1 protein-coding gene is annotated in these 579 nt (G+C 34.2%); it reads left to right on the forward strand.

All coding sequences use genetic code 11. The annotated features are described in order from the left end of the window. Positions 1-83: 83 nt before the first annotated feature. Positions 84-579 (forward strand): porin family protein (locus tag E1163_RS00120; RefSeq protein ID WP_155168515.1); only part of this gene is annotated, 496 nt, incomplete at its 3' end.

Raw genomic sequence — 579 nt, forward strand, 5'->3', positions numbered from 1 at the left:
TAACAATGTATTAACCAGTAACTTAATGTTAACCGATCAGATAAAATTATCTGGTTTCTTTTTTAATCTATAAACAATAATTTATGAAAAAAGTTTTACTTTCTGCTTTCGCAGTATTCGCATTTGTAGCAGCTACAAACGCGCAGGATTTTGGAGTTAAAGTTGGCGCCAATATCGCTAACATAAAAGGAGATTCTTTTGATGAATCTGACTCTAAATTCAATTTCACGTTTGGTGTTTTTGCTGAGTTTATGCTTTCTGATAAATTAGGTTTACAACCGGAATTAATATTATCTGGTCAAGGCGCAAAGCTTGATGTAGATGATGGAGCAGGTGGTTCTATTGAATATAAGCAGAAACTTAGCTATGTAAATGTTCCAGTGTTAGCCAATGTTTATTTAGGAGAGAATTTCTTCTTGCAAGGAGGTCCATATATTGGCTTTCTTACAAATGCGGAATTAAATGTTTCCGGTTCTTTATCTCTTCTTGGAGGTGATAATAAAGATGCATTTAAGAGCACTGACTTTGGTGCTATGGTAGGTTTCGGAGCAAATGCAGGTAAATTTAACTTTGGAATGA

It is taken from the genome of Fulvivirga kasyanovii (assembly GCF_009711405.1).
GTDB lineage: Bacteria > Bacteroidota > Bacteroidia > Cytophagales > Cyclobacteriaceae > Fulvivirga > Fulvivirga kasyanovii.